Genomic DNA, 22,859 nt, shown 5'->3' with positions numbered 1-22,859 from the left:
GTGAAACCATCGGTGTTGGTGCTCAACTCCGGTTCGTCTTCGGTGAAATTCCAGCTGCTCGAGCCGGATTCGGGACGCTCGTTGGCCGAGGGCATCGTCGAACGGATCGGCGAGGAGGCGTCGTCGGCGTCGCTGACCGCAGGTCCGCAGGCCCTCGAGCGCGACGACCGGGTGGCCGACCATGAGGCCGCGCTGCAGATGGTGTCGAGCCTGCTCGACGACGCCGGCATCCGCCTGGCCGAGCTCGATCTGATGGCCGTCGGGCACCGGGTGGTGCACGGGGGCCCGGACCTGTACCGGCCCACCGTCGTCGACGATGCGTTGATCGCGCGGTTGCGGGAGCTCAGTCCGCTGGCGCCGCTGCACAATCCGCCCGCGATTCTCGGTATCGAAGTGGCGCGCAAGGCGCACCCCGACGTCCCGCATGTAGCCGTGTTCGACACCGCGTTCTTCCACGACCTGCCGGCCGCGGCCGCCACGTACGCCATCGACCGCGAGCTGGCCGAGCGCTACGACATCCGTCGGTACGGCTTCCACGGCACCTCGCACCAGTACGTCAGCGAGCAGGCCGCCGCGTTCCTCGACGTGCCGACGGCGTCCCTGCGTCAGATCGTGTTGCATCTGGGCAACGGTGCGTCGGCGTCGGCGATCGTGGGGGGCCGCCCGGTCGAGACATCGATGGGGCTGACCCCGATGGAAGGTCTGGTGATGGGGACCCGTTCCGGGGACCTCGATCCGGGGATCATCACCTACCTGTGGCGTGCCGCGGGCATGAGTGTCGAAGACATCGAGTCGATGCTCAACCGGCGCTCGGGCGTGCGCGGTCTCGGCGGTGAGGTGGACTTCCGCGTCCTGCACCGGCGGATCGCGTCGGGTGACGCCGCGGCGCAGTTGGCCTACGACGTCTACATCCACCGGTTACGTAAGTACATCGGTGCGTATCTCGCGGTGCTCGGTGGCGCCGACGTCATCACCTTCACCGCGGGAGTCGGGGAGAACGACGCGACGGTGCGACGCGATGCGTTGTCCGGTCTCGGTGCGTTCGGTATCGAGGTCGACGAGCATCTCAACGAGAGCCCCGCTGCGGGGGCCCGACGGATCTCGCCCGACGGCGCGCCGACGACGGTGTTAGTGATCCCCACCGACGAGGAGCTTGCGATCGCCCGGGCCTGTGCGGCTGTACTTGGCGACGGGGACGGCGACGGGTAATTCGTTGAGCGGGTCGCAGATCCGGAGCAGCCGCTGCACATGGGCGCCGGCCAACAGCGTCCAGCGCACTCCGGCGCGGTCGCAGGCGACGTTGATGTTGGTCAGTGCAGCAAACCCCGACGCGCCGAAGAACTCCACCGTTTGCAGATCCAGCGCGAGCGCCCGCGCGGCACCCAGCCGCTTCTCGACATAGCGGGCGAGCGGGATCGCGTTCGTCGCATCGATTTCACCGTGCACGGTGACCCGGATCGTGGACTGCGGCAGCTCGCTCACCGAGAACGTGGCGCGGTGGTGTTCCTCGCGTAACGCGAACGAGGTCGGGTCGGGGCGGAACACGCGCTGCGTGCTCGGCGGCGGGAGAGATTCTGACAATGACACGCAGGCCTCCCTCAGACGAAACTCTCGTAGATTCGCACTGTGGGTGGCGTCAGGGGATCGGGCCCTACTTCTCAAAGCCGTCACGTTAGTCGCTGGACGACTATCGCCGATGACGTCACCGATCTGGCTGACCCTTCAACCAGGTGGGCCCACGATACTACGGATTCCGTGGCTTGACCATAGGCTTTTGCTTCAACTCTGACAGCCGCCTTCACCTGCGGCGTCGGCAAATTCTCGGTTGGTAGCTACGCAGCGGGGCGGGGCGGCAACGTCGATATCGCGGCCGACGGCCACGGAATCCGCATCAGAACGTCGACATCGGCCGGACGCTGTTGGCGAGGTCGACGAGGGCGTACCTGTGCGCCTGGGTGGGGGCCACCCGGGCCAGGTTGCGCAGCGAGGCCTCGACGCCCAGTCGCAGGCCGTGCTCGGTGAAGGGGAACCCCAGGATGTGGTTGGTGCTGGCGGTGTTGTCGGCCAGCCAGTCCATCGCGGTGCCGAGCACCAGCGCCCGAATCTGCAGCACCCGCGGCTCGGTGTCGGGCAGTGCCTCCACCCGCCGCGCGGCATCGCGGATGTGTTGCTCGGTGATCTCACTGCTGGACCGGCCGGAGAGCAGTGTCACCGCACTGGTCAGCCGCGCGGTGGTGAAATGCCTTGAGGTGGCCGGCACTTCGTCGAGAGTGCGGACCGCGGCATCGCGTTCGCCGGCGGCCGACTGGGCGCGCGCCAACCCGAAGCCGGCCGAGATGATGCCGTGGTCGGTCGACCACACCGTGTTGTAGAACTTGCGCTCGTCGGCGGTGCCGGCCAGCTCGGCGGTGGCGGCCAACGCCAGCTTGGGCGCCAACTCGCCGGGCAGGGTGTCCAGAACCTGGTTGAAATGCTTGGTGGCCGACTCGTAGTCGGCGGTCAGCAGCTCCGACACCGCGCGGAACCACGTCAGCCGCCAGCGCCACCCCACCCGCTGGGCCAGGTCGTCGAGTTTGCGCGTCGCCTTGGCCACGTCTCCGAGGTCGAGCAGCGCGCGGACCTCCATCAGCGGTAGCTCGACCGACTCGCTGAGGTCGACGCCCTCGGAGTCCAGCGCACCATGCCGCGCCGCCCGCAGCGAGTCGAGGGTCTGCACCGGCTGGCTCAACACCGTGGCCGACAGCACCGCCGCGCCGACGTCGGAGGAATCGACCAGCGGCACCTGCAGCGCCCGCACGATCTCCGCGGCCGTCAGCTTCTCGGAATGGACCTGCCCGTCCAGGTAGACATCAGTGTGAGCGACCAGGAGATCCACACCGAACGTCGAGCGCGACGGACTGAACACGGTCGACAGGCCGGGCCGCGGAACCCCGGTGTCCTTGGCGACCGCCTCGCGCAGCACACCCATCAGCTGACTGGTCATCTCCTCGGCGCTCTGGAAACGCCGGCGCGGATCGCGGTCGGTCGCGCGGCGCAGCAGACGGCCGAACGAGTCGTACTCGGCCAGCACCGGGTCGTCCTCGGGCAGCCCGTCGACGTAGCGGCCCTTGTGGGTGCGCAGTTTCAGGGTCAGCGCCGCCAGGGTCCGGCCGACCGTGTAGATGTCGGTGGCCACGGTGGGCCCGGTGCGCACGATCTCGGGCGCCTGATAGCCGGGTGTGCCGTAGAGGTATCCGAACGAGTTGATGCGCGACACCGCGCCGAGGTCGATCAGCTTGAGCTGGTCCTCGGTGACCATGATGTTCTCGGGCTTGAGGTCGTTGTAGACGAGTCCGAGCGAATGCAGATAGCCCAGCGCAGGCAGGATCTCGAGCATGAACCCGATGGCCTCGGCCACCGGCAACCGCGTCCGTTCCGAGCGGTTGAGGTGCGTGGCCTGCTTCAGCGACGTCCCGCCGACGTATTCCATGACGATGTAGCCGACCGGGCTGCCGTGTTTGTCCTCGTGCTCGACGAAGTTGTAGATCTTCACGATGCCCGGATGGGTCACCTCGGCGAGGAACTGCCGCTCGGCCATCGCGATCGCCTGGGCCTCGGCATCGCCGGAATGGACCAGACCCTTGAGCACCACCGGCCGGTCGTTGACGTTCTTGTCGAACGCGAGGTAGACCCAGCCCAGGCCACCGTGGGCGATGCAACCCTTGATCTCGTACTGGTCGGCGACGATGTCGCCGACCGCCAGTTGCGGCAGGAAGGAGTACGCGCTGCCGCAGTGCGGGCACCAGCCCTCCGAGAGCGCCTTGCCGTCCTTGGTCGACCGGCCGACCGGACGGCCGCAGTTCCAGCAGAACCGCTTCGACTCGGCCACCACCGGGTCGGTCATCAACGCGGTCAACGGATCTCGTGCGGGTACCCGCGGGATCTCCACCAGGCCGCCACCGAGCCGGCGGGTGCGCGACAGCGAGCGCGTCAACGTCGACGTGGTCTCCTGCGGTTCGGTGTCGCCGGTGTGGATGTCGTCGTCGTCATCGTCGTCGAAGTGCGGACGGAACACCGCCTGGGTGGCCATCGGCCGCTGGGTGGCCGTCGAATCCATGGCCAGCTCGTCCAAGCCCGCGGGCTGGGTCCCGGGGTCGGCGTCGGTGTCGATGTCGTCGGTCATCAGTCCGAATACCTTGCCACCGGCGGCGCTGGCGCGGGGCCGAGCACCGTCAACCACTTGCGGTACAACGTGTTCCAGGTGCCGTCCCGACGGATCCGCTCGAGGGTGCCGTTGACGAAGCGCACCAGGCCGGGGTTGTCCAGGTTGACCCCGATGCCATAGGCCTCCTCGTTCATCGACGGTCCCACGATGTGCAGGTACGGATCCTGCGACACCAACCCGGCCAGGATCGAGTCGTCGGTGCTGACCGCGTCGACCTGACGCTGCTGCAGCGCGACCAGGCAGTCGGCCCACGTCACCACCGCGACGATGATCGGCGGCGGCGATATCTGCTGAATCCGGTCCAGCGACGTCGTGCCCTTGGCGACACAGACCCGCTTGCCCGACAGGTCCGAGGACTGCCGGATGGGCGAATTGCGCGGCGCCAGGATCCGTTGCCGCGCATTCAGATACACGGTGGAGAAGTTCACCAGCTTCTTGCGTTCGCAGGTGATCGTCATGGTCTTGACCACCACGTCGACCTCGTTGTTCTGCAGCGCCTCGATCCGGTCCTCCGACGACAGGATGCGGTACTCCACCTGCGAGGGTGTGCCGAAGATGTCCCGGGAGATCTCGCCGGCGATGTCGACGTCGAAGCCGGTGATCTCACCGGTGATCGGGTCGCGGAAACTGAACAGGTTGCTGCCGATGTCGAGACCGACGATCAGCCGCCCGCGGGCCTTGATCGCCGCGACCGCCTCGTCGGCCTCGGCTTTGGTGTCGAACGGGCGCAGGCTCGCGGTGGGGTTGCAGTCGTCGGCGCCGCTCGTCGGCGGGTGCGCCGGTTCGGGCGGCAACTCCTCCATGCCGGCCGGGGTCGGCGGGGCCACCGTGACGCTCGGCGTCGGCTCCACCGGTTCGGCCTGCCCACACGCGCTGATCACCAGCGCGGCGAGCACCGCGCCCCACCTCTTCGGATCCAGCCCCCGCTTACTCATTACCGATACTCGCTCAGCCTCGGCCAGATCCCCAGCGCCACCGCGACGGCCGCCACCACCGAGAGCGCGGCCGCGCCGACGGTGGCCCCCGAGAGCACCCGCCGCGCGTTGACGATCTCGTTGCGGAGCTGGCTGCGGCTCTGCTCGATGCCCTTGGTCAACGCCTCGTCGAGCTTGTCGAATGCCGGCGTCGAGTCGTCGTCGCCGGTGCCCAGCGCGACCTGGGTGGCGGCCTGGTAGTTGCCGACGGCGATGTAGGCGCTGATCCGGTCGTCGGCGGCCCGCCACCGCTCCAGCAGCGATCCGGCGTCGGCGAGGTCGGTCTTGTCGATCGAGTCGTCTCGTTCGAGGTACCGGGTCAGCTGTTGCTGCATCATCTCGATCCGCTGGTAGTACGACTGCTTGCGCAGATTCTCGTCACCCCGCCGGATCAGCGACAGCGTCTCGTCGGCACGTGCCTGCTGCGCGGTGATGGCCAATGTGGTGACGGTCTTCAGCGATTCTGCCGCGGTCTCCTTGGCACTGCGGCTGTCGCTGGTCGAGATGATCAGCGCGGTGCCGACCCACATCAGCATGATCAGCACCGCCAGCCCGCCGGCGATGAAACCGATGTTGACGCGCCGGCGGGTGCGTTTGGCCAGCCATCGGTTGGCGAACACACCGAACAACAGGGTCGCGACCACCACCAGGATCACCGGCGTCGGGATGCGGGTGGAGGCCGTGGTCTCGGCATCGACCCGCGCCGAGGTCTGCTCGTAGAGCAGCTGCGCGTCGGGCAGGATGCGCTCCTGCATCAGCGACGACGCTTCGGACAGGTAGGACGAGCCGACGGGGTTGCCGGCGCGGTTGTTGGTCCGCGCGGTCTCCACCAGACCGGTGTACACCGCAAGCCGGGCGTTGATCCGGCCCAGCAACTGCACCATCGGTTCGTCGGTCAGACCGCTCGACGCCCGCGTCATGGCGACCGCGGCGTCGGTGATCGCCTGCTCGTAGCGCTGCCGGACCGCCCGCGGCTCGGTGCCCGCGATGAAGGCGGTCGCCGCGGCCGCGTCGGCCACCGAGAGCGTGGTGTAGAGCTGTCCGGCGGCGAACGACAACGGCTCGGTGTGGTCGAGAACCGTGGTCAGCGCCTGCTGACGGTCGTTGATCGTGGTCGACGTGGCGAATGCGCTGAGCACCACCAGGGCGGCCAGCACCAGCCCGATGCTCAGGATTCGGCCGGGGGTCGTCCACAGGAACCACCAGCGCGGATGGGCCCGGCCCGTGGGGGACCGCGACGCCAGGGGTTCGGTCGAGGGATGCGCCAACTCCACTGTCACGTCTGCGCGGACCTCACCTTGGTTTCGATCTCTTCATCGTCGCGGTCAACTCTATGAAAGAAGTCTAAGAGCTCGCCTCGCGGCGTGTGGTGATTCGGTTCCCTATCCTGAACGCGTGCGCGGTGATGGTGACGGCTGGGTGGTGTCGGCCAACGGTGCTGCCTACTGGGGCCGCCACGGCGCGGCCGGACTGCTGCTGCGGGCGCCCGGTCCGGACGGGAAGGCCGCGGTGCTGCTGCAACATCGCGCGCCGTGGAGCCATCAGGGCGGCACGTGGGGCCTGCCCGGCGGCGCCCGCGACAGCCACGAGACCGCCGAGCAGGCCGCCATCCGCGAGGCGATCGAAGAAGCCGGCCTGCCGCCGGACCAGCTGACTGTGCGCACCACCGTGGTGACCGCCGAGGTCACCGGCTGGACCTACACCACCGTCATCGCCGATGCCGACGAACTGCTCGAGACGGTGCCCAACCGGGAGAGCGCCGAATTGCGCTGGGTGGCCGAGGACGCGGTGGCCGACCTGCCGCTGCACCCCGGGTTCGCGGCCAGCTGGGTACGGTTGCGCGAGCTTGCGGCGTCGATTCCGCTACTGGTCAACGGGCAGAACTGAGCACCGCGCGCAACGCCTGCGCCGCCGCGCGCGGATCCTCTGCGCCGGTGATCGCACGCACCACCACCGCGCGCCGGGCGCCGGCGGCCACCACCTTGGGCAGCCGCTCGGCGTCGATCCCGCCGATCGCGAACCAGGGCTTCGCGGTGCCCAACGCCACGGTGGCCCGCACCAGGTCCAGGCCGGGAGCAGGCCGGCCCGGCTTGGTCGGGGTGGGCCAACACGGGCCGACGCAGAAATAGTCCACGTCCTCGGCGACGGCCCGTTCGACCTGCTCGAGGTCGTGGGTCGACCGGCCGATCACCCGGTCCCCGACGATCTCGCGGGCGGTGCTCAGCGGCAGATCGTCCTGCCCGAGGTGCAGCACATCGGCCCCCGCCGCGCGCGCGATGTCGGCGCGGTCGTTGACCGCGAGCAGTGCGCCGTGGCGGCGCGCGGCGTCGGCCAGCACCTCGAGCGCCTGCAGCTCCTGCCGCGCCTCCAACGGGCCGAAGCGCTGTTCACCGGGCGAGTTCTTGTCCCGTAGCTGCACGATGTCGACGCCGCCGGCCAGCGCCGCATCGGCGAATTCGGCCAGGTCACCGCGTTCGCGGCGGGCGTCGGTGCACAGGTAGAGCAGGCAGGACGCGAGACGGGGCGCGGCGGTAGGCACACCGGTCACGCTAACGCGGCCGGCCGTCGTGGGCGGTCAGTAGGCTGGTACCCGAACGACACCGACCACACGGGAGTCCCGGGTTCGGGGACTGAGAGTGCGCCCGCCGGCTCTGACCGTCACACCTGATCCGGGTCATGCCGGCGAAGGGAGGATGCCCGATGACTCCGACACCGACCGCACAGGGGTCGCTCACCGTGATCGGCGGCGGCGTGATCGGGCTGGCCGTGGCCCGTCGTGCCGCCCAGGACGGCTGGACCGTGCGGGTGCACCGCGGCGAGGATCGGGGCGCCTCCTGGGTGGCCGGGGGAATGTTGGCCCCGCACAGCGAGGGCTGGCCCGGCGAGGAACGGCTGTTGCACCTCGGTCTGGAGTCACTGAACCTGTGGCGCAACGGTTTTCTCGACGGGCTGCCGCCCGAGGTGGTCACCGCGCACAGTTCGCTGGTCGTGGCCGTCGACCGCGCCGACGCCCAGGATCTCCGGACGGTCGGGGAATGGCTGACCGCGCAGGGCCATCCCGTCACCCTGACCACCTCGGCGCGTGACATCGAACCGCTTCTGGCGCAGGGAATCCGACACGGGTTCGTCGCCGAGACCGAGCTGTCGGTGGACAACCGCGCCGTGGTGGATGCGCTGGCCGCGCACTGCGAGCAGCTCGGCGTGCAGTGGGCCCCGCCCGTGGGCACGCTGGATGAGGCCGGGCCCGCCGACGTCGTGGTGATCGCCAACGGTATCGACGCGCCGTCGCTGTGGCCCGGTCTGCCCGTGCGCCCGGTCAAGGGTGAGGTGCTGCGGCTGCGCTGGCGGCGCGGATGTATGCCGGTGCCGCGCAGGGTGATTCGCGCCCGCGTGCACGGCCGGCAGGTGTACCTGGTGCCGCGTGCCGACGGGGTGGTGGTCGGCGCCACCCAGTACGAACACGGCCGCGACACCGCGCCCGCGGTGACGGGCGTGCGCGAACTGCTCGACGACGCGTGCGCGGTGGTGCCCGCGCTCGGGGAGTACGAGCTGGCTGAATGCGCCGCGGGCCTGCGACCGATGACGCCGGACAACATGCCGTTGGTGGGCCGTCTAGACGACCGCACGCTGGTCGCGACCGGACACGGCAGGTCGGGTTTTCTGCTGGCGCCGTGGACCGCTGAGGCGATTGCCGCGCAACTGCGCGGGGAACCGCTGGTCGAGGACCAGCACAGTACGAAGGTTGGAGCGAGCTGATGAAAGTCACGGTGAACGACGAAGACGTCGAAGTCGACGACCGCACCACGATCGCGTCGTTGCTGGAGGGGCTCGGTTTCCCGGAGAAGGGGATCGCGGTCGCGGTGGACTGGTCTGTGATGCCGCGCTCGCAGTGGGACACCGCGCTGACAGACGGTGCGAAAGTGGAAGTGGTGACGGCGGTGCAGGGTGGCTGAGCCGACGACGTCCAAGCTGGGCATCGCCGGACGTGAGTTCGGTTCCCGGTTGATCCTCGGCACCGGCGGAGCGGCCAACCTGGCCGTCCTGGAGGAGGCCCTGGTCGCCTCGGAGACCGAGCTGACCACCGTCGCGATGCGTCGCATCGATGCCGAGGGCGGCACCGGGGTGCTGGATCTGCTGAACCGTCTGGGCATTACCCCGCTACCCAACACCGCCGGGTGCCGGGGCGCGGCCGAAGCCGTGATGACCGCCCAGCTGGCCCGGGAAGCGTTGGGCACCAACTGGGTCAAGTTGGAGGTCATCGCCGACGAGCGCACACTGCTGCCGGATGCCGTCGAATTGGTCCGGGCCGCCGAACAACTCGTCGACGACGGGTTCGTGGTGCTGCCCTACACCAACGACGACCCGGTGCTGGCGCGCCGCCTCGAGGACACCGGTTGTGCCGCGGTGATGCCGCTGGGATCACCGATCGGCACCGGTCTGGGGATCTCCAACCCGCACAACATCGAGATGATCGTCGACGCCGCGTCGGTGCCGGTGATCCTCGACGCGGGGATCGGCACCGCCAGCGACGCCGCCCTGGCGATGGAACTCGGTTGCGACGCCGTGCTGTTGGCCACCGCGGTGACCCGGGCAGCCGACCCGTCGGCGATGGCCACCGCGATGGCCGCCGCGGTGAAGGCCGGCTACCTGGCGCGGCACGCCGGGCGGATCCCGAAGCGTTTCTGGGCGCAGGCGTCGAGCCCCTCTCTATGAGCCGCTATGTCGCGCTGGGCAGTTCGATGGCTGCCGGGCCGGGGATCCGACCGCGTGCGACCGGCTCGCCGCGGCGCGCGGGGCGTTCGGCGCGCAACTATCCCCACCTGGTCGCCGACCGCTTGGGGCTGCCGCTCGTCGATGTCACGTATTCCGGCGCCGCCACCGCTCACGTGCTCGCCGAACGGCAGCATGGTGCGCCGCCGCAGGCCGACGCACTCGACGGGTCCGAGTCGTTGGTGACGGTCACGATCGGCGGCAACGACGTCGGCTACGTCCCGATGCTGTTCGCCGCCGGGCTGCCTCGTGCCGCCCGTTTCATTCCGTTGCTGGGCACAAAGATTCGTGATCTGCTGAACCCGCAGGCCCGATTGCGTGCTCTCGACGAAGTGGGTGACGCGCTCATCGCGGTCGGGCAGACGCTGCGCGCCCGGGCCCCGCGGGCCACGGTGTTGTTCGTCGACTACCTGACGCTGCTGCCGGACGATCCGCCGTTGCGCGACGCCGACGCGCGGCTCGCGCGCCACCTCGCCGCCACCCTCGAGCAGCTGACCGCCGATGCCGCGCAGGCGACCGGTTGCGGGTTGGTGCGTGCCGGTGCGGCCAGCCGCGACCACCACGCCTGGGCCCCGGAGCCGTGGACCACCCGCTTCGGCGTACCCGCTCCGGGCCGGCCCGCCCCGCTGCATCCGAACGCGGCGGGCATGCGCGCCGTCGCCGAGCTCGTCGTCGCCGCGGTCACCGGATGATCGAGCTGCACGCGCTGACGAAGGTCTTCGGGCGCACCCGGGCCGTGGACGGACTGACCTGCACGGTCGAACCCGGGGTGGTCACCGGGTTCCTCGGGCCCAACGGCGCCGGCAAGACCACCACGATGCGGATGATCCTCGGTCTGGACCGCCCGACGTCGGGAACCGCGACCATCGACGGCCGGCCCTACCGCGACCTGACCGACCCGCTGCGCACGGTCGGCGCGCTGCTCGACGCACGCCAGGTGCACCCGACCCGCTCGGTGCGCAACCATCTGCGGTGGATCGCCGCCGCCAACCGCATCCCGCGCGGTCGGGTGGACGAGGTCCTCGATCTGGTCGGCCTGTCCACCGTGGCCGGTGCGGGTGCGGGCACCCTGTCGCTCGGGATGAGCCAGCGGCTGGGCATCGCGGCGGCGCTGCTCGGCGATCCCCCGGTGCTGTTGTTCGACGAACCGGTCAACGGCCTGGACCCCGAGGGTATCCACTGGATGCGCACGCTCATGCGCACGCTGGCCGCCGAGGGTCGTACCGTGTTCGTCTCGAGCCATCTGCTCTCCGAGATGGCCAACACCGCCGACCGCCTGGTCGTGATCGGGAAGGGCAAGCTGATCGCCTCCACCACGGTGGCCGAGTTCGTCGACCGCTCCGGCGCCGCGGCGGTGCGCGTCCGCAGTCCCCAGCTGGCCGCGCTGCGCGACGTGCTCACCGGTGCCGGCTTGACCGTGCACGACGAACCCGGAGCGCTGACGGTGCATGAGAGCACCACCGAGGCGGTCGGCGAGCTGGCCGCCCGGCACGGGATCACGATCCACGAACTGAGCGCGCGCCAGATCTCGCTCGAACAGGCCTACCTGGCCTCGACCGACGACGTCACCCAGTTCCGCGGCAGGGCCCGATGACGCTGGTCGCCGCGCTGCACGCGGAACGGATCAAGCTGTTGTCGGTGCGGTCGGCGCTGTGGTCGGCTGCGGTGGCCGCGCTGCTGAGCTTCGGCATCGCCGCGCTGCAGGCCTCGGTGGCCTACGACTACGAGCGGTTGACGGCGACGACGGCTGCGCTGGGCGTCGCGGTCTTCGGGGTGCCGGTGCTGACCGTGCTGTCGGCGATGACCCTCACCGGCGAATACCGCAGCGCGATGATCGCCACCACGTTCGCGGCGGTACCCCGTCGCACCGTGGTCATGGTGGCCAAAGCCGTTGTGGCCGCCGTGTTCTGCAGCATCTCCGCAGCTGCGATGGTGCTCGGTTCGGCGGCGGTGGTGCGGTTCGTCGCGCCCGCCCAGGCCGGCCGGACCGTCACGTCGGATCTCTGGCCGACCGTCGGCGGAGTCGCCCTCTATGCGGCGCTGGCCGCGGTCCTCGGGGTGGGCGTCGCGGGGCTGGTACGCCACACCGCAGGTGCGGTCGCCGTGCTGCTGCTGTGGCCGCTGCTGGTCGAACCCTTGCTGGGTAACCTGCCCGGCCGCGGCGCCCAGATCGGCCCGTACCTGCCGTTCGCCAACATCTACCGCTTCCTCGACGTGTCATGGCTGTTCCCGACGTATGTCATGCGCTGGGGTGCCGTGGGGTCGCTGCTGTACTTCGCCGCGCTGGCCGGTGTGGTGTTCGCCGCCGCGGTCGTGGTAGTCAATCGGCGAGACGCGTGAGCGACGAAAGGACCCCGATGACAGACCTGCCCCCCGCCCCGCAGAGACTGTCGCTGACGCTGCCCCACCTCGAAGTGGCTGCGCTGGCCTGGGGACCCGAGGACGGCCGTCTGGTGTTGTGCCTGCACGGTTTTCCGGACAGCGCGTGGGGCTGGGGCCGGCTGGCACCGCTGCTGGCGCAGCAGGGGCTGCGGGTGGTGGCGCCGTTCATGCGCGGCTACGCGCCCACCGGCCCGGCCGCCGACGGGGACTACCACATCGGCGCGCTGATGTACGACGCGCTGGCCGTTCACCGCCACCTCGGCGCGCCGGGCGATGCGGTGCTGGTCGGACACGACTGGGGTGCGTTCGCCGCCAACGGCATCGCCGCGTCCCCCGATTCGCCGTTCGCGGCGCACATCACGTTGGCGGTGCCGCCGGTGGCAGCGATCAACGCCACCCGCGAGCCGGTCGGACGGCAACTGCAGATGCTGCCGCGTCAGCTCCGCAACAGCTGGTACATCCAGTTCTTCCAGCTGCCCGGGGCCCCCGAGCGGCTGCTGCCCCGCATCATCCGCAGGCTCTGGCGCGACTGGGGGCCGCCGGGGTATGACACCACCGCCGAGTTGGACGCGGCACTGGCAGCGCTGCCGAGCCTGGCCCACCGCCAGGCCGCGGTCGGCTACTACCGCGCGCTGATCCGTCCGGGCCGGCCGCTGGCCCGCTATGCCGAACCCCACTCGCACCGCTTCGAGCTGCCGCGGGTGCCGATTCTGCACATGCACGGCGAGCAGGACGGTGCCATGCTCGCGGAGTACTCCAAACCGATCCCGGCGGTGCTGCCCCGGGGCAGCCGCGTGCAGTTCGTGCCGGCCGCGGGCCATTTCCTGCAGATCGAACGTCCTGACGTCGTCGCCACGGCGATCCTGGACTTCGTCCGGTCCCGCTAACGTGGTGGCTGTGACCCGGACGAAACTGGTGGCCGGGCTGGCTGTCCCGGCCTTGGCCCTGGCCACTGCCCTGGCGCTGGCCGTCGGCAGCTGCAGCCGCGACGCACCGAATCCGACGGCGGTGCCGTCTCCGAACCCGGCAGCCGCGGTGGAGTTCGCCGAGTCGCTGGCCACCAAGGTCACCGTCGACGCGACGATGGCGCACCTGCAGAAGATGCAGGACATCGCCGACGCCGAGGGCGGCAGCCGGGCGCTGGGCACCTCCGGCTACGACGCCAGCGTGGACTACGTGGTCACGGCGCTGCGCGACAAGGGCTTCGACGTGCAGACCCCGGACTTCGAGGTGCGCCTGCCGTGGGCCGAGGAACCCACGTTGACGGTCGCCGACGGCGACGTCTCGGCCCGCCCGCTGGAATTCACCATCGGCACTCCGCCCGACGGGGTGTCGGGTCCCCTCGTCGCGGCGCCGGCCGAGGAGACCCCGGGCTGCACCGCCGACGACTACGACGGTCTTCCGGTGCGCGGCGCGGTGGTGCTGGTCGACCGGGGCGCGTGCCCGTTCGGGACCAAGCAGGCCGTGGCCGCCGACCGCGGCGCGGTGGCGCTGATCGTGGCCGACAACACCGACGCCGACGAACTGGTCGGCGGCACCCTCGGCGACGACACCGACGTGAAGATCCCGGTGATCGGCATCGGCAAGGACGCCGGGGCCGGACTGCGTGCCCAGCCCGGTGCACCCACCACGATCCGGATGAACGCGGGGGTGCGTACCGAGCGCACCCGCAACGTCATCGCCCAGACCACGACCGGCTCGACCGCCGACGTGGTGCTGGTCGGCGCACACCTCGACAGCGTCGCCGAAGGCCCCGGTATCAACGACAACGCCTCCGGAGTGGCGGCGGTGCTGGAAACCGCGCTGCAGCTGGGCAGCTCGCCGAACATCACCAACGCGGTCCGGTTCGCGTTCTGGGGCGCCGAGGAGGTGGGGCTGGAAGGCTCCAACGCCTACCTCGCATCGCTGGACACCGAGCAGCTCAAAGACATTGCGCTGTATCTGAACTTCGACATGATCGGGTCACCGAACCCCGGCTACTTCACCTACGACGGCAACATGTCGATACCGCCCGATCCGCGCCTGGGCGTGCCGCGGGTGCCGGAAGGCTCCCCGGGTATCGAGCGCACCCTCGCCGACTACCTCGATCGCGCCGGAAAGCCGGCGCAGGACACCTTCTTCGACGGCCGATCGGATTACGAGGCGTTCACCCGTGCCGGGGTGCCTGCGGGCGGGCTGTTCTCCGGGGCCGAGGACGACATGACCGCCGAGCAGGCCGAGCTGTGGGGCGGTCGAGCCGACGAACCGTTCGATCCGAACTACCACAAGGACACCGACACGTTCGACAACATCGACCGCACCGCGATGCAGATTCACGGCAGCGGGGTCGGATACGTCGTCGGTCTGTATGCCCAGAACCAGCGGGGGCGCAACGGAATCCCGGTGCGGGAGGACCGCGTCCGCCACGAACTGCAGGAGTCCTGAACTCCCGTCAGGCGCGGTAACCGAGCAGCCGCATCCCGTGGTAGATCGCCAGCGCCGCGATCGAGCCGAGCGCGATGCCGGTGAACGTCAATCCGCCGGCCTGCCACGTGAAGTCCGCGATGCCGATGATCAGCGGGATCGCGGCGGTCATCTGGTTGACCGGTTTGGCGAAGTCCACCCGGTTGGTCAACCAGATGCGCACGCCGAGGATGCCGACCAGTCCGTAGAGCACGAGGGTGGCCCCACCGAGCACCCCGGCGGGAACGGCCTCGATGACCGCACCCACCTTGGGACACAACGACAGCGCGATGGCCACCGCGGCCGCCACCCAGTACGCGGCCGTCGAGTAGACCCGGGTGGCGGCCATCACGCCGATGTTCTCCGCGTAGGTGGTGGTCGCCGAACCGCCGCCGAACCCGGCCAGGGTGGTGGCCACGCCGTCGGCGGCCAGCGCCCGGCCCAGCAGCGGATCCATGTCGGTGCGCGTCATCTGCCCCACCGACTTGACGTGCCCGATGTTCTCCGCGATCAGCGCGATCACGGCCGGCAGGAACATCGGCAGCACGCTGAACGTGAACGTCGGGGTCGCGAACTCCGGCAGCCCGAACCATTTCGCGTCGGCGATCGCGGTGGTGTCGACCTCTCCGAGCAACAGGGCCAGCCCGTAGGTCGACGCGACCGCGAGGAAGATGGCGAGCCGGCCGATCATGCCGCGGAAGAACGCAAGCGCCCCCACCAGCAACACCAGCGTGACGAACCCGAGCAGCGGGCCGTCCTCGAAATTGTCCTTGGCCACCGGCGCGAGGTTGAACCCGATCAACGCGACGATCGCGCCGGTGACCACCGGCGGCAGCGTCAGGTCCAGCCAGCGGGTGCCGGCCAGGTGCACCACCCCGCCGACCAGGATCAGCACCAGCCCGACCGCGACGATCCCGCCCAGCGCGCTGCCGGCGCCGTCCGATGCGACCGCGGCGACCACCGGGGCGATCACCGAGAAGCTCGAACCCAGGTAACTGGGTAGCCGGTTGCCGGTGATCAGCAGGAACAGCACCGTGCCCACGCCGGAGAACAACAGCGTCGTCGCCGGCGGGAAGCCGGTCAGCACCGGCACCAGGAAGGTGGCGCCGAACATCGCGACGACGTGCTGGGCGCCCAGCCCGATCGTGCGCGGCCAGCTCAGCCGCTCATCGGGCGCGACGACGAAGTCGGCGCCGGAGCGGGAGGGGACGGGCGTCCAGAAATGCACGGATGTGACTACACACCATCGCGCCAGGCACCGCCAGCCGAGGACAGTGCGCGGCGCACCCCGTAGAGCAGCGCGCCGCCCGCGACGACGGCCGCTCCGCTGACCACCGACACCAGCGGCAGCGCGAACGCCAGGACCACGCACCCGGCCACGCCGAGCAGCGGTATCAGCCGCGGTGGGCGACCCTCGTCCGGATTCAGGGTCCACGCAGCGGCGTTGGCGATGGCGTAGTAGAGCAGCACGCCGAATGACGAGAAGCCGATCGCGCCGCGCACGTCCACGGTCGCCGCGACCACCACCACGACCGCCGCGACGGCCAGTTCGGCGCGGTGCGGGACTCCGAACCGGGGGTGCACCGCTGCCAGCACGTGCGGAAGGTGGCGGTCCCGGGCCATCGCCAAGGTGGTGCGGGACACCCCCAGCACGAGGGCGAGCAGCGATCCGAGCGCGGCGACCGCCGCGCCGACCTGCACGACCGGGACCAGGCCGGGGACCCCGGCGGCGCGGACCGCGTCGGTCAGCGGGGCGACCGACGCCCCCAGGTCGTCGACCCCGAGGACGGTCAGCGCCGCCACCGCCACCGCGGCATAGACGGCCAGCGTGATGCCCAGCGCCAGCGGGATCGCCCGGGGGATCGTCCGGGCCGGGTCGCGGACCTCCTCGCCCAGCGTGGCGATCCGGGCGTACCCGGCAAACGCGAAGAACAGCAGCCCCCCGGCCTGCAGCACCCCGCCGACGGTGATGTCGGCTCCGAAGCTCAACCGGGCGACGTCCGCCCGGTCGGAGGACAGGCAGGTCACCACCACGGCCGCCAGCACCCCGAGCACGACCCCGACGATCGCCCGGGTCAGCGCCGCGGACTTCTGCACGCCGCGGTAGTTCACCGCGGTCAGTGCCACCACCGCGGCGACCGCCACCGCGCCGGCATGGGCCGGCCAGACATAGGCCCCGACGGTCAGGGCCATCGCCGCGCAGGACGCGGTCTTGCCGACGACGAAGGACCAGCCGGCCAGGTAGCCCCAGAAAGCGCCGAGCCGTTCGCGGCCGTACACATACGTACCCCCGGACTGCGGGTAGCGGGCGGCCAGCCGGGCCGAGGACGTCGCGTTGCAGTACGCCACCACGGCCGCGATGGCCAGTCCGATCAGCAGTCCGGACCCGGCCGCTGCGGCCGCGGGTCCGAGCGCAGCGAAGATTCCGGCCCCGATCATCGAGCCGAGGCCGATGACGACCGCGTCCGAGACGCCGAGGCGGCGCTGCAGAGAGGTCAGCGGTTACGCACCACGTTCGCGCCCAGGTAGAGCAGGTAGCCGACCAGGCCGGCCAGCGCGATCTTGCGGGTCTTCGGCACCGCCAGGCCCACCCCGACCGCCGTCTCGATCGCCCCGTCGATGTAGACGTGGGTGCGGGTGTCCTCCGGGAACGCCGGCTTGGTGAACTCGTCGTAGAGCTGCGGGGCGACGAAGTGGGACAGCCCCGTGACGGCCAACAGGATTCCGGTGATGGTCGCAGCGCGTGAGTTCTGTTGGGGCACGATGCTCCTAGGTGAGTTGGTAGTCGGTGAGCGGGAAGGTCGAGGCCTCCTCGATGGCGTCCTGCGTCGACATCGGCCGCAGCAGGCTCGGTTCGCCATGCGGGTTGAAATAGTACGACCGCGACCCCGCACAGTTACCCAGCGTCCACAGCGAGTCGCCCAGCAGTTCGGTCATCCGGTCCAGGTAGGCCGCGTTGGCCTGCTCGGTCACCTCGAACGTGGCGGCGCCGCGGTGCTGGAGTTCACCGAAGAGCCGGTCCATCAGCCGCATCTGGTACTCCATGGTGTTGAAGAAGTTCAAGCCCAGGAACGCGTACGGACTGGCCAGGCTCAGATAGTTCGGGAAGCCGGGCATCGAGACACCCTGATAGGCGCAGAACCTGTTCTCGCGCCACCACTTTCCGAGGTTGCGGCCGTCGCGGCCGATCACCTCGATGGCCGGGAAGTTGGCCTCCCACAGATCGAAGCCGGTGGCCAGCACCAAGGTGTCGATGGCGGTCGTGGTGCCGTCGGCGTTGACGATCCCGTCGGCGGTGACGTGGTCGATGCCGTCGCTCTGCAGGTGCACGTGCGGCTTGGTGAAGGTGCGGAAGTAGCTGTTGGAGAACGTGGGCCGCTTGCACCCGATGTCGTAGTCCGGCGTGAGCCGGCGCCGCAGCTCCTTGTCCCGGACCTGGATGAACTGGTTGATCTTGCACAGGTCCATCGCCGAGATGTTCAGGCGGCGGAACAACGGGACGCGGTAGTGCACCACCCCGACGTTGATCATGGCCTCGTAGATGGTGTCGGTGATCGCGCGGACGATGCGCTGCGTCCACGGCAGCCGGGCGAACAGCCGCTTGGTGCGGTCGGAGATCGGGAAGTCGAGCTTGGGCGCCACCCAGATCGGGGTCCGCTGGTAGACGGTCAGGTCGGCGGCGGTCCTGGCCAGTTCGGGGATCAGCTGAACGGCGGTGGCGCCGGTGCCGATCACGGCGATCCGCTCACCGGTGGGGTCGTAGGTGTCGTCCCAGTCGGTGGTGTGCACGACCTTGCCGGCGAAGTCGGCGATGCCGGGGATGTCGGGCAGCTTGGGCTGGGACAGGAACCCGGTGGCGGTGAACAGGAACTGTGCTGTCAGCTCGGGACCGTCGGCGACGTTGACCCGCCACAGCGACGCGTCCTCGTCCCAGCGGGCGCCCTCCACGGTGGTGTTGAACCGGATGTGGCGGCGCACGTCGTACTTGTCGGCCACATCGTCGGCGTACCGCTTGATCTCCGTGCCGGTGGAGAACAGCCGCGACCAGTTGGGGTTGGGCTCGAAGAAGTACGAGTAGGTGGTGGTGGGGACGTCGACGGCCAGACCCGGGTAGTGGTTGACGTACCAGGTGCCGCCCAGGTCGTCCTCGCGGTCGAGGATCACGAAGTTCTGGTAACCCATGCGCTTGAGTTGGATCGCGGCGCCGATCCCGGCGAACCCCGCACCCACGATGAGCGCGTCGAAGTGCTCCGAAGGCATGACCAGACGGTACCCGAGGTCCGGGGAAACTCAGCCTCGGAGAGACCCGGCCCGCGGCGGGTCCGTCGTCGCGATGCAGGTCACTGCGCGGTCGCCGTCGGCCCAGGTCTCTTCGGTCGGGTAGAGCACGTAGAGCTGCACGGAGTCGTCGGTGACCGCCGACGGCGCGTAGGACTCCAGCTCAGGTGCGCAGTTCTCGGAGTACGCGGCGATGGCCGCGTCGCCGGGGAACTCGCCGTCGGGCACCATCAGCACCGCGAAAACCTCACCGGCGTGCGGCTGCGCACAGTCGACGGTCTGCACCCGCAGCACCCGATCTCCCTCGGGGATCTCGGCCAGGCAGTCGCCCTCGGCGACGTCGGTGGCGGTGACGTTGCCTGTGGACGTCCCGAACACACCGAAGATCACGATGGCGACGCCCACACCGACCATCCACACCACCGAGAGCACGATCCCGGCGATCGCCATCCCCCGGCCGCGGCCGTACTCCTTGCTCTTGATCAGGCCCACCACGCCGCAGGCCAGGCTGATCACCACACCGCCGATGAGGCCGAAGACCAGCGACACGATCGCCCACCAGTTGGTCCTGGGCGCCTGGCGGTACGGCGGAGGGCCGCCCGGCGCCGGGCCGTACTGGTACGGCAGCGGGGGCGGTGGCGGTGCGGTCACCCGGCGACGATAACTCAGCCCAGCAGGTCCAGGGCGGCGTCGACGGCCAGCGCCGGGACGTCGAGCGTCTTGGCGGCCAGATCGTGGCGCGCGCCGGTGACCTCGACGATCCGGGTGGGCGCGGCGATCAGGTCTACCGCCGGGCGCAGTTCGTCGATCGTGCCGAACGGATCGGAGGTGCCGTGGGTGAACACCGTCGGCACGGCGATCCGAGGCAGGTGCTCGGTGCGGGACCGTTCCGGCTTGCCCGGCGGATGCAGCGGATAGGAGAACAGCGTCAGCACGTCGACCTCGAGGCCGTCGGCGACGGCCATCGAGGTCAGCCGACCGCCGTAGGAGTGTCCGCCGGCGATGACGGGCCCGGCGGCGAGGCCCCGCACCGTGGCGACCGCCTCGACGATGCCCGCCATGTCGGTGGCCGCCGAACCGGACGGTGGGCCCTTCGGTCGGCGCCGGCGGTAGGGCAGGTTGTAGCGGACCGCGAGCCACCCGCGCCGCGCCCACTGGTCACACAGCGCCGTGAGCATCGCCGATTCGCGGCTGCCGCCGGCGCCGTGGGTCAGCGCCACCACGCCGACCGGAGTGCCGTCGGGTTCGTGGGCGATGCCGGCGATGTCGTCGAGTCCGGCTAGCATTCGCCGAGCCGGAACAGCGCCGACACCGGGCCGTGGCCCTGACCCAGCGGGTAGGCCGCCTTCAGGCATTCGGTCACCCAGCGCTTTCCGAACGCGACCGCGTCCGGGACCGGGTAACCGTGTGCCAGCGCGCTGGCGATCGCCGCCGCCAGCGTGTCGCCGGCACCGTGGTCGTGGCCGGTGTCGATGCGCACGGAGTCGAACTCGTGAAAGTCGTTGCCGTCGAACAGCAGGTCCGGGCTGTGCGTCGACGCGCGCAGGTGCCCGCCCTTGACCAGCGCCCACCGCGGCCCCATGGCGTGCAGCGCCCGCGCGGCCGCGCGCTGGCTGTCGTCGTCGACCACCTCGATGCCGGTGAGCAGACGCACCTCGTCGAGGTTGGGAGTGACCAGCGTGGCCAGCGGAAACAGCCGGTCCTTCAAGGAGGTCAGCGCGCTGGGGTGCAGCAGCGGATCGCCGTGCATCGAGGCGCACACCGGGTCCACCACCAGCGGAACCCGCCCGGGCAGGCCCTGACGCTCCCACGCGTCGGCGACGGTGCCGATGATCTCCGCCGACGCCAGCATGCCGGTCTTGGCGGCCTGCAACCCGATGTCGGAGACCACCTCGTCGATCTGCCCGGCGATCACGTCGAGCGGGATCTCGTGGAAGCCTTTGACACCCAACGAGTTCTGCACCGTCACGGCCGTCACCGCGACCAGCCCGTGCACCCCGAGCAGGGCGAAGGTGCGCAGGTCGGCCTGGATGCCCGCACCGCCACCGGAGTCCGACCCCGCGATGGTCATCACCCGCAGCGGGGTGCGGCCGGGCGGTGACAGCGGGAGATAGGTCACGGCGTCACGACCGGTAGGTACACCCGGTTGCCGTGCTCGGCGAACTCGCGGGCCTTGTCGGCCATGCCCTGCTCGTAGACCTGGTTCTGATAGGTGTCGCGCACCTCGTGGCTGATCCGCATCGAGCAGAACTTCGGCCCGCACATCGAGCAGAAATGCGCGGTCTTCGCCGGCGCGGCGGGCAGGGTCTCGTCGTGGTACGCGCGGGCGGTGTCGGGGTCCAGCGACAGGTTGAACTGGTCTTCCCAGCGGAACTCGAACCGCGCCCGCGACAACGCGTCGTCGCGGAGCTGCGCGCGGGGGTGCCCCTTGGCGAGATCGGCTGCGTGCGCGGCGATCTTGTAGGCGATGACGCCGTCCTTGACGTCCTTGCGGTTGGGCAGGCCGAGGTGTTCCTTCGGGGTGACGTAGCACAACATCGCGGTGCCGGCCTGGGCGATCATCGCGGCGCCGATCGCCGAGGTGATGTGGTCGTAGGCCGGTGCGATGTCGGTGGCCAGCGGACCCAGGGTGTAGAAGGGCGCCTCGTCACACCACTCCTCCTCGAGCCGGACGTTCTCGACGATCTTGTGCATCGGCACGTGCCCGGGTCCTTCGATCATCACCTGTACGCCATGCGATTTCGCGATCGTCGTCAGCTCACCGAGGGTGCGCAGCTCGGCGAACTGCGCGGCGTCGTTGGCGTCGGCGATGGACCCCGGTCGCAGCCCGTCGCCGAGCGAGAAGGTGACGTCGTACCGGGCGAGGATGTCGCAGAGCTCTTCGAAGTGGGTGTAGAGGAACGACTCCTGGTGATGGGCCAGACACCAGGCCGCCATGATCGAGCCGCCGCGGGAGACGATGCCGGTGACGCGGTCGACGGTCAGCGGGATGTGGCGCAGCAGCACCCCGGCGTGCACCGTCATGTAGTCCACACCCTGCTCGCACTGTTCGATCACGGTGTCGCGGTAGAGCTCCCAGGTCAGCTTGGTCGGATCTCCGTCGGTCTTCTCCAGCGCCTGGTAGATCGGCACGGTGCCGACCGGAACGGGGGAGTTGCGCAGAATCCACTCCCTGGTGGTGTGGATGTCGCGACCGGTGGACAGGTCCATGATGGTGTCGGCGCCCCATCGGGTGGCCCACACCATCTTGTCGACTTCCTCGGCGATCGATGACGACACCGCCGAATTGCCGATGTTGGCATTGACTTTCACCGCGAACGCCTTGCCGATGATCATCGGTTCGGCCTCGGGGTGGCGGTGGTTGGCCGGGATGACCGCCCGGCCGCGGGCGACCTCGTCGCGAACCAGTTCTGCTGGCACGCCTTCGCGTTCGGCGATGAAGGCCATCTCCGCGGTGATCTCGCCGCGGCGGGCGCGCTGCAGCTGGGTGCCGCGGTCGGTCACCACGGGCCGGCGGGGCAGGCCCGCCTCCAGGTCGATCACGGCGGTGTCGTCGGTGTACGGCCCCGACGTGTCGTACAGGTCGAGGTGCTCGCCGGTGGTGAGGTGCACGCGGCGGAACGGGACCCGCGAATCGCCGGCATAGACCTTGCTGCTGCCCGCGATGGGGCCGGTGGTGACAACTGGTGCGACACGGACATCAGACATTTCGGTCCTCCCTACGCCGGCATTACCCGGTCAGGTTCGTACGGTCGACGGGCCTACCCGTCCTCTCAGCGCGCTCGGTACGCGCTCCCGCGTGGTTGACG

Annotated in this window: 23 protein-coding genes and 1 riboswitch; of the genes, 10 read left to right on the top strand and 13 right to left on the bottom strand. The window is 70.0% G+C overall.

The features are described from left to right. A complete protein-coding gene (locus G6N31_RS19040; protein ID WP_098001141.1) occupies window positions 1-1,209 on the top strand; it encodes an acetate kinase in 1,209 nt (402 codons plus the stop codon). On the opposite strand, the gene G6N31_RS19035 is transcribed toward G6N31_RS19040, so the two are convergent. The 4 genes from G6N31_RS19035 to glnX all read right to left on the bottom strand — a co-directional run bounded on the left by G6N31_RS19035 (window position 1,129) and on the right by glnX (window position 6,458). After that, window positions 1,129-1,587: an STAS domain-containing protein gene (locus G6N31_RS19035; RefSeq protein ID WP_098001028.1), complete on the bottom strand. Its 459-nt coding sequence runs from the start codon at window positions 1,585-1,587 to the stop codon at window positions 1,129-1,131. The two genes, G6N31_RS19040 and G6N31_RS19035, sit on opposite strands and share 81 nt — an antisense overlap. Window positions 1,588-1,891: 304 nt before the next feature. Next, a complete protein-coding gene (locus G6N31_RS19030) occupies window positions 1,892-4,162 on the bottom strand; it encodes a serine/threonine-protein kinase PknG (RefSeq protein WP_098001026.1) in 2,271 nt (756 codons plus the stop codon). After that, window positions 4,162-5,139 (bottom strand): glutamate ABC transporter substrate-binding protein, encoded by a 978-nt coding sequence (locus G6N31_RS19025; protein WP_098001024.1) that lies wholly within the window; start codon window positions 5,137-5,139, stop codon window positions 4,162-4,164. The genes G6N31_RS19030 and G6N31_RS19025 overlap by 1 nt, the downstream gene beginning before the upstream one ends. Then, window positions 5,139-6,458, bottom strand: coding sequence for a protein kinase G-activating protein GlnX (gene glnX / locus G6N31_RS19020; protein WP_098001022.1), 1,320 nt, complete (start codon window positions 6,456-6,458; stop codon window positions 5,139-5,141). Before glnX ends, G6N31_RS19025 begins: the two co-directional genes overlap by 1 nt. Before the next feature lie 115 nt (window positions 6,459-6,573). Here glnX and G6N31_RS19015 point away from each other — a divergent pair, with 115 nt between their 5' ends. Continuing rightward, window positions 6,574-7,065: an NUDIX hydrolase gene (locus G6N31_RS19015; RefSeq protein ID WP_098001020.1), complete on the top strand. Its 492-nt coding sequence runs from the start codon at window positions 6,574-6,576 to the stop codon at window positions 7,063-7,065. Here G6N31_RS19015 and thiE read toward each other — a convergent pair. Next, window positions 7,049-7,717 carry a thiamine phosphate synthase gene (gene thiE / locus G6N31_RS19010; RefSeq protein WP_098001139.1) on the bottom strand — a complete coding sequence of 223 codons (669 nt, stop codon included), beginning with the start codon at window positions 7,715-7,717 and terminating at the stop codon, window positions 7,049-7,051. The two genes, G6N31_RS19015 and thiE, sit on opposite strands and share 17 nt — an antisense overlap. 161 nt (window positions 7,718-7,878) lie before the next feature. Here thiE and thiO point away from each other — a divergent pair, with 161 nt between their 5' ends. From thiO to G6N31_RS18970, 8 genes are read left to right on the top strand one after another with little or no spacing between them, the layout of a single operon-like run. After that, window positions 7,879-8,934 carry a glycine oxidase ThiO gene (gene thiO / locus G6N31_RS19005; protein ID WP_098001018.1) on the top strand — a complete coding sequence of 352 codons (1,056 nt, stop codon included), beginning with the start codon at window positions 7,879-7,881 and terminating at the stop codon, window positions 8,932-8,934. Continuing rightward, the gene (gene thiS / locus G6N31_RS19000) at window positions 8,934-9,131 is read left to right on the top strand and encodes a sulfur carrier protein ThiS (protein WP_098001016.1); all 198 of its coding nucleotides are present in this window, start codon (window positions 8,934-8,936) and stop codon (window positions 9,129-9,131) included. Before thiO ends, thiS begins: the two co-directional genes overlap by 1 nt. Further along, the gene (locus G6N31_RS18995) at window positions 9,124-9,891 is read left to right on the top strand and encodes a thiazole synthase (RefSeq protein WP_098001014.1); all 768 of its coding nucleotides are present in this window, start codon (window positions 9,124-9,126) and stop codon (window positions 9,889-9,891) included. Before thiS ends, G6N31_RS18995 begins: the two co-directional genes overlap by 8 nt. After that, window positions 9,888-10,640, top strand: a complete 753-nt coding sequence (locus G6N31_RS18990; protein WP_098001012.1) for an SGNH/GDSL hydrolase family protein — start codon at window positions 9,888-9,890, stop codon at window positions 10,638-10,640. The genes G6N31_RS18995 and G6N31_RS18990 overlap by 4 nt, the downstream gene beginning before the upstream one ends. Continuing rightward, window positions 10,637-11,542 (top strand): ABC transporter ATP-binding protein, encoded by a 906-nt coding sequence (locus tag G6N31_RS18985; RefSeq protein ID WP_098001010.1) that lies wholly within the window; start codon window positions 10,637-10,639, stop codon window positions 11,540-11,542. The genes G6N31_RS18990 and G6N31_RS18985 overlap by 4 nt, the downstream gene beginning before the upstream one ends. After that, a complete protein-coding gene (locus G6N31_RS18980; protein ID WP_098001008.1) occupies window positions 11,539-12,288 on the top strand; it encodes an ABC transporter permease in 750 nt (249 codons plus the stop codon). The genes G6N31_RS18985 and G6N31_RS18980 overlap by 4 nt, the downstream gene beginning before the upstream one ends. Window positions 12,289-12,305: 17 nt before the next feature. Beyond that, the gene (locus G6N31_RS27550) at window positions 12,306-13,217 is read left to right on the top strand and encodes an alpha/beta fold hydrolase (protein WP_098001006.1); all 912 of its coding nucleotides are present in this window, start codon (window positions 12,306-12,308) and stop codon (window positions 13,215-13,217) included. Between the two features lies 1 nt (window position 13,218). Next, window positions 13,219-14,754 (top strand): M28 family peptidase, encoded by a 1,536-nt coding sequence (locus tag G6N31_RS18970; protein ID WP_234815149.1) that lies wholly within the window; start codon window positions 13,219-13,221, stop codon window positions 14,752-14,754. A 7-nt stretch (window positions 14,755-14,761) separates the two neighbouring features. Here the strand turns inward: G6N31_RS18970 and G6N31_RS18965 are convergent, their stop codons facing one another. From G6N31_RS18965 to thiC, 8 genes are all read right to left on the bottom strand, one after another. Beyond that, window positions 14,762-16,000 carry a uracil-xanthine permease family protein gene (locus G6N31_RS18965; protein WP_179964203.1) on the bottom strand — a complete coding sequence of 413 codons (1,239 nt, stop codon included), beginning with the start codon at window positions 15,998-16,000 and terminating at the stop codon, window positions 14,762-14,764. A gap of 8 nt (window positions 16,001-16,008) precedes the next feature. Further along, entirely contained in the window at window positions 16,009-17,211 is a 1,203-nt protein-coding gene (locus tag G6N31_RS18960; RefSeq protein ID WP_098001004.1) for an APC family permease, read from the bottom strand. Window positions 17,212-17,267: 56 nt separating this feature from the next. After that, window positions 17,268-17,534, bottom strand: coding sequence for a DoxX-related protein (locus G6N31_RS18955; RefSeq protein ID WP_098001002.1), 267 nt, complete (start codon window positions 17,532-17,534; stop codon window positions 17,268-17,270). A gap of 7 nt (window positions 17,535-17,541) precedes the next feature. After that, on the bottom strand, window positions 17,542-19,032 hold the full coding sequence (locus tag G6N31_RS18950; RefSeq protein ID WP_098001000.1) for a flavin-containing monooxygenase: 1,491 nt from the start codon (window positions 19,030-19,032) through the stop codon (window positions 17,542-17,544). 30 nt (window positions 19,033-19,062) lie between these two features. Next, a complete protein-coding gene (locus G6N31_RS27545) occupies window positions 19,063-19,701 on the bottom strand; it encodes a DUF4190 domain-containing protein (RefSeq protein WP_234815148.1) in 639 nt (212 codons plus the stop codon). 14 nt (window positions 19,702-19,715) lie between these two features. Continuing rightward, window positions 19,716-20,336, bottom strand: a complete 621-nt coding sequence (locus G6N31_RS27540) for an alpha/beta hydrolase family protein (protein ID WP_234815147.1) — start codon at window positions 20,334-20,336, stop codon at window positions 19,716-19,718. Then, the gene (thiD, locus tag G6N31_RS18940) at window positions 20,330-21,169 is read right to left on the bottom strand and encodes a bifunctional hydroxymethylpyrimidine kinase/phosphomethylpyrimidine kinase (RefSeq protein WP_179964202.1); all 840 of its coding nucleotides are present in this window, start codon (window positions 21,167-21,169) and stop codon (window positions 20,330-20,332) included. Before thiD ends, G6N31_RS27540 begins: the two co-directional genes overlap by 7 nt. Then, window positions 21,166-22,758: a phosphomethylpyrimidine synthase ThiC gene (gene thiC, locus G6N31_RS18935; RefSeq protein WP_098000998.1), complete on the bottom strand. Its 1,593-nt coding sequence runs from the start codon at window positions 22,756-22,758 to the stop codon at window positions 21,166-21,168. The genes thiD and thiC overlap by 4 nt, the downstream gene beginning before the upstream one ends. Further along, window positions 22,750-22,859: riboswitch (TPP riboswitch) on the bottom strand. Its footprint overlaps the gene before it by 9 nt.

This window comes from Mycolicibacterium duvalii, assembly GCF_010726645.1.
GTDB classification, from domain to species: Bacteria; Actinomycetota; Actinomycetes; order Mycobacteriales; family Mycobacteriaceae; genus Mycobacterium; species Mycobacterium duvalii.
Note: the sequence above shows the minus strand (reverse complement) of the source record. Positions and strands in the feature narration are given on the sequence as shown.